Here is a 5,029-nt window from a genome sequence, read left to right as displayed (position 1 = left end):
GAGTCGGGGAGGGGGAGCCAACTCTACGAATATATTAAATTTTATCTCTTTTTTGCCTCACCGATTGTATTAGACTTTCCAGCGCTTATACACTACTCTAGTGTAAGTTATTTATATGCTTTGATATAAAATAGAATTCACTATTATTAAACCGATCAATCAAGGAATTGATTCCTTCCTTTTAGGCTTTTAAAAGATAAGAAACATGGCTGGTTTTAAAAAACTCATATTCGTACAACTTATTTCTTGGCTACTATTCGCATTATTAGGCGGATATTTTATTGCAATTAGTTTTGACAGTGCAGTAAGTGATGCCCAGCAAAAAACACAGCGTGTAGTTAATGCCTATATAAACTCACAAACTATTGAACAGCTGGCACCAGAGAAACTTAGGCAAGCACTTTCTGATGGCAGTACTTTTTCTAAATTTGTAATCCGCGATCAAACTGGCAAAGTTGTTACAATGATAGAGTCTAGTCAGCCCCTCCCCTTGTTTGCTGAATTAGTTAATAATTCATTTAACTCTATCCGGCCTCAATTTGCAGTGAACCAGACATCTGACATAAAAATTGAATTTACGATCAATGCTCATAACCTAGCAACTCTGCTGCAACAAGCGATGTTTATTGTCATTTTGATATCTGGATTGATTGCATTATTACCAATTATTTATATGAACAGTATGTTCCGTCGCTTAAACAGAAAAATAAGCACAACAGTTGCTGATATTGTCGATATATACATAAATCAGAATCAAGTAAGCGACGATATTGAACAAGCTATGGACACTTCAAGATTAAAGAAGCTAAGCAAAGATTTAATTCCTTCGTTCAATCGTCTGTCACACTTTTTACAAACTAAACACGATGATATTCAAAATAATGCGCTAAGTATTAAAAAAGAAGCCTATAAAGATGTAGTCACTAACCTTGGCAATCGTAATATGTTTGTAGAGTATTACGAAAAAAATATTGAGAATGCAGAAAAAAGCACCTTTGGTTCACTTGCTATGGTGCGTTGTAGTGAGCTACAAACAATAAACCAAACACGTGGTTACCAAAAAGGTGATGAATACGTAAAAGGTGTGGCCGATATTATTAAACATATTAGCGGCACCTATACAGGCAGTCAGGTTTTTCGTTTAAATAGTTCTGATTTTGCTGTGGTACTGCCTAATACCCCACTTAAAGAAGCTGAACGCTTTGGCGATAACTTACAATCGCGTTTTACTCAGTATCAGCAAAACCAAGAATTAAGCTCAGTTGCTAACACAGGTATAGTTGGCTACGAAAAAGGTAAGCCGCTTGGTGAGTTATTATCAATTGTTGATAATGCAATGAGCATGGCGCAATCAAAACAAGCAAATGCATGGCATGTACAGCGTGAAACTGATTTAGTTAATAACGCCAGCGCAGGTTTTGGTAACCAAAACTGGCGTAAAGTCATTACCGAAGTGATCGAATCGAAACGTGTGCATTTGGTTATGCAGAACATTATGCCAATAGGTAAAAGTGTTAAAGCCTATGCTGAGATCCAAGTTCGTTTCAAAACTGCAGAAAACCAAATGCTGCCAACGGCCTCTTTTCTTGCAATGGCAGAAAAGCTAGAAATGGCAATGGAAATTGACCGTTTAATTATCGATACCACTTTAGAGAAGGTTAAAACGCGTAATTTCTCTGAAAAATTCTTTGGTATTAATGTTACTGCATCAAGCGCTCACAATGATCAATTTGTGATCTGGTTAGAGCGCCGATTACTTAAAGACAGCAATATCGCCTCTAAGCTTATATTTGAAGTCAGCGAGTTTGGATTACAACAAAACATTAAAGCAAGTAAACGCTTTATCGATATGGTACACCGCGTGGGTGCACGTATTACCGTAGAGCGTTTTGGTGTGGGTTTAACGTCATTTAAATTCTTTAGAGACTTAAAACCAGACTTTATCAAAATGGACGCAAGCTACACCCGCGGCCTTGAAGAAGATAAAAACAACCAATACTTTATGCGTTTAATGGTTGATCTTGCTCATCGTATTGGTGTGAGTGTATTTGCTGAAGGCGTCGAAAGCCAAGAAGAAAAACACATCATCGAAACACTGTGTTTAGATGGTGTGCAAGGCTATTACATCGAAAAGCCAAAAGATATCTAACTCCTCTTTAAGGCCCAAAAAACCTTACTATTTTTGGGCCTATTCCAGCTATTAACTTTGCTTTAACACTTTAATCGTAAACAGCTTTGTTAATTTTAGCTATTCGTCCCTCATGTGTTGTGTCGGCCCCCATAAAAAAGGATAATAGAGCCGTTTTTATTCTCGTGAGGCACGCATGACAGAGTATGTCTTGTTATTGATTGGCACTGTGCTAGTCAACAACTTCGTTTTAGTTCAATTCTTAGGTTTATGCCCGTTTATGGGTGTATCGGGTAAGTTAGATACCGCGATTGGTATGTCTTTAGCCACAACCTTTGTACTTACACTTGCCTCCGTGACCAGTTATCTGGTGAATCATTATATTTTGATCCCGCTGGATATCGAATTTTTGCGTACCATGAGCTTTATTTTGGTTATCGCTGTTGTCGTGCAATTTACCGAAATGGTGGTGAGAAAAACCAGCCCGACACTTTATCGCTTATTAGGGATTTTCTTACCGCTTATTACCACTAACTGTGCTGTTTTAGGTGTTGCCCTACTTAATATCAAAGAAGACCACTCATTCTTACAATCGGCCGTGTATGGCTTTGGTGCCGCAGTGGGTTTCTCTATGGTGTTAATACTGTTTGCCGCATTACGTGAGCGTTTAGCTGCGGCTGATGTCCCTGCTCCTTTTAAGGGTGCTTCAATTGCGATGATCACCGCAGGCCTTATGTCGATGGCCTTTATGGGTTTTACAGGATTAGTGAAGTTTTAATATGACCTTGTTTTATGCTTTGATAGCGTTAGGTTCATTAGCGCTAATATTTGGTTTAATTTTAGGTTTTGCCGCCGTGCGTTTTCGCGTTGAGAGTAACCCTATTGTTGACCAAATTGATACCATTTTACCGCAAACACAGTGTGGCCAATGTGGCTACCCAGGCTGTCGTCCCTATGCAGAAGCAATTGCCAATGGTGACGAAATCAATAAGTGCCCGCCAGGCGGCGAAGCCACGGTAAAAAAACTCGCTGATTTAATGGGTGTAGAAGCAAAACCGCTGGCAGGCGGTGAGCAAGCAGATCCTATTAAAACCGTTGCCTATATTCGTGAAGATGAATGTATTGGCTGTACCAAATGTATTCAAGCCTGCCCTGTTGATGCCATCGTTGGCGCAACTCGCCAAATGCACACTGTATTAATCGATGAATGTACCGGTTGTGACTTATGTGTTGAACCATGCCCTGTAGACTGTATTGATATGCTGCCTGTTAAAGAAACCAAACAAACCTGGAAATGGCAATTAAACGCAATCCCTGTGACTCAGGTAGATTAGGAGCACAGATGGAAAAGCTAATAGATCAAATTAAACAAGGTAAAGTGTGGCCATTTCCTGGTGGTATTCACCCACCGGGTCAAAAACAACAATCAACAACGCAAGCCATTACAAGACTGCCGCTACCAGACAAACTTGTTGTATCACTAAAACAACACATTGGTGCTAACGGTAAGCTGATTGTTGAAAAAGGCCAGCAGGTTCTTAAAGGTCAAGCATTAACTAAACCAAGCGGCAATTGGTCTGTGCCTGTGCACGCGCCAACATCTGGGCTGATCAGCGATATTTGTCCAATGCCGTCAGCTCATCCATCAGCGTTGCCTGAGCTTAGCGTTATTATTGAACCAGATGGTGAGGATAACTGGTGCGAGCTTAACCCTGTGACTGATGCCAAAGCACTGTCACATGATGAACTTGTTGATGTTATTCATCAAAGCGGTATTGCCGGTATGGGCGGCGCAGGTTTCCCAACCTATGTAAAAGCAGATACCCGTAAAGCCATTGAGTTTTTAATTGTTAATGCCGTTGAGTGTGAGCCATATATTACCGCTGATGACATGCTAATGCGCGAACATGCTGATGGCATAGTTGCCGGTATTGAATTAATGCAGCAGCTGTTAAGTCCACAGCTGACAATTATTGGTATTGAAGATAATAAACCCGATGCCATTGCAGCCATGAAACAAGCTGCACATCATAACGACAGCATCATAGTGCAAACAGTACCAACGGTTTACCCTTCTGGCGGTGAAAAACAGCTAATTAAACTGCTAACGGGCAAAGAAGTCCCAAGTGGCAGTATTCCTGCCGATATTGGTATGTTGGTGCAAAATGTCGGTACCTTGTTTGCGGTAAATCAAGCCGTATATGAAGGTAAACCACTGATAGAACGTGTCGTGACGGTAACGGGTAACACCATTCACAAACAAGGTAATGTGTGGGCTTTACTAGGCACCGAAATTAAACATTTATTAGACTGCCAAGGTTTTTCACCGGTTCCACAGCAACGTGTGGTCATGGGCGGTCCAATGATGGGCTTTACTCTACCTACCGTGCGCATTGGTGTGGTTAAAACAACGAACTGTATTTTAGCGCCAGATCACCAAGAACTTGCTGAGCCGGGTGATGAAAAAGCCTGTATTCGTTGTAGCGCCTGTGCTGACGCCTGCCCTGCGTCATTATTACCTCAGCAATTACAATGGTTCGCTAAGTCAAAAGAATACGACAAACTCAACGAGCACAACTTATTCGATTGTATTGAATGCGGTGCCTGTGCTTATGTATGCCCAAGTGAAATCCCCCTGGTACAGTACTACCGTGTTGCTAAAGCAGAGATAAAAGAGCAGCAAGCAGAGCAAATCAAAGCAGAGCGAGCAAAAGAGCGTTTTGAAGCGCGTAAAGAGCGTTTAGAGCGCGAACAAGAAGAGCGTCAAAACCGCCACAAACGTAAGCCGGCTGCTAAGTCAGATGACGAAAAACAAAAAGTGGCCGATGCACTCGCCCGAGTTAAAGCTAAATCTGATGATACAGACAGCAAATCAGCCGTTGCCGCAGCTATTGCCCGTGC

At 41.3% G+C, this 5,029-nt stretch carries 4 protein-coding genes; all 4 read left to right on the top strand.

All coding sequences use genetic code 11. The features are described from left to right. The first annotated feature begins 205 nt into the window (after positions 1 to 205). Complete coding sequence (locus CWB80_RS20205; protein ID WP_138602081.1) at positions 206 to 2,149, top strand: EAL domain-containing protein; 1,944 nt, start codon at positions 206 to 208, stop codon at positions 2,147 to 2,149. A gap of 175 nt (positions 2,150 to 2,324) precedes the next feature. After that, positions 2,325 to 2,906 (top strand): electron transport complex subunit RsxA, encoded by a 582-nt coding sequence (gene rsxA, locus CWB80_RS20200; RefSeq protein WP_054553689.1) that lies wholly within the window; start codon positions 2,325 to 2,327, stop codon positions 2,904 to 2,906. Between the two features lies 1 nt (position 2,907). After that, entirely contained in the window at positions 2,908 to 3,462 is a 555-nt protein-coding gene (rsxB, locus tag CWB80_RS20195) for an electron transport complex subunit RsxB (RefSeq protein ID WP_054553690.1), read from the top strand. 8 nt (positions 3,463 to 3,470) lie between these two features. After that, the coding region (rsxC, locus tag CWB80_RS20190) for an electron transport complex subunit RsxC (RefSeq protein ID WP_138686296.1) at positions 3,471 to 5,029 on the top strand (1,559 nt) is incomplete at its 3' end.

It is taken from the genome of Pseudoalteromonas sp. S1650, from assembly GCF_005887195.1.
GTDB classification, from domain to species: domain Bacteria; phylum Pseudomonadota; class Gammaproteobacteria; order Enterobacterales; family Alteromonadaceae; genus Pseudoalteromonas; species Pseudoalteromonas simplex.
Note: the sequence above shows the minus strand (reverse complement) of the source record. Positions and strands in the feature narration are given on the sequence as shown.

What these genes read in the sequence shown, in the direction of transcription:
- CWB80_RS20205 (WP_138602081.1), top strand. Translation starts at nt 206, where the DNA reads ATGGCTGGTTTTAAAAAACTCATATTCGTACAACTTATTTCTTGGCTA.
- rsxA (WP_054553689.1), top strand. Translation starts at nt 2,325, where the DNA reads ATGACAGAGTATGTCTTGTTATTGATTGGCACTGTGCTAGTCAACAAC.
- rsxB (WP_054553690.1), top strand. Translation starts at nt 2,908, where the DNA reads ATGACCTTGTTTTATGCTTTGATAGCGTTAGGTTCATTAGCGCTAATA.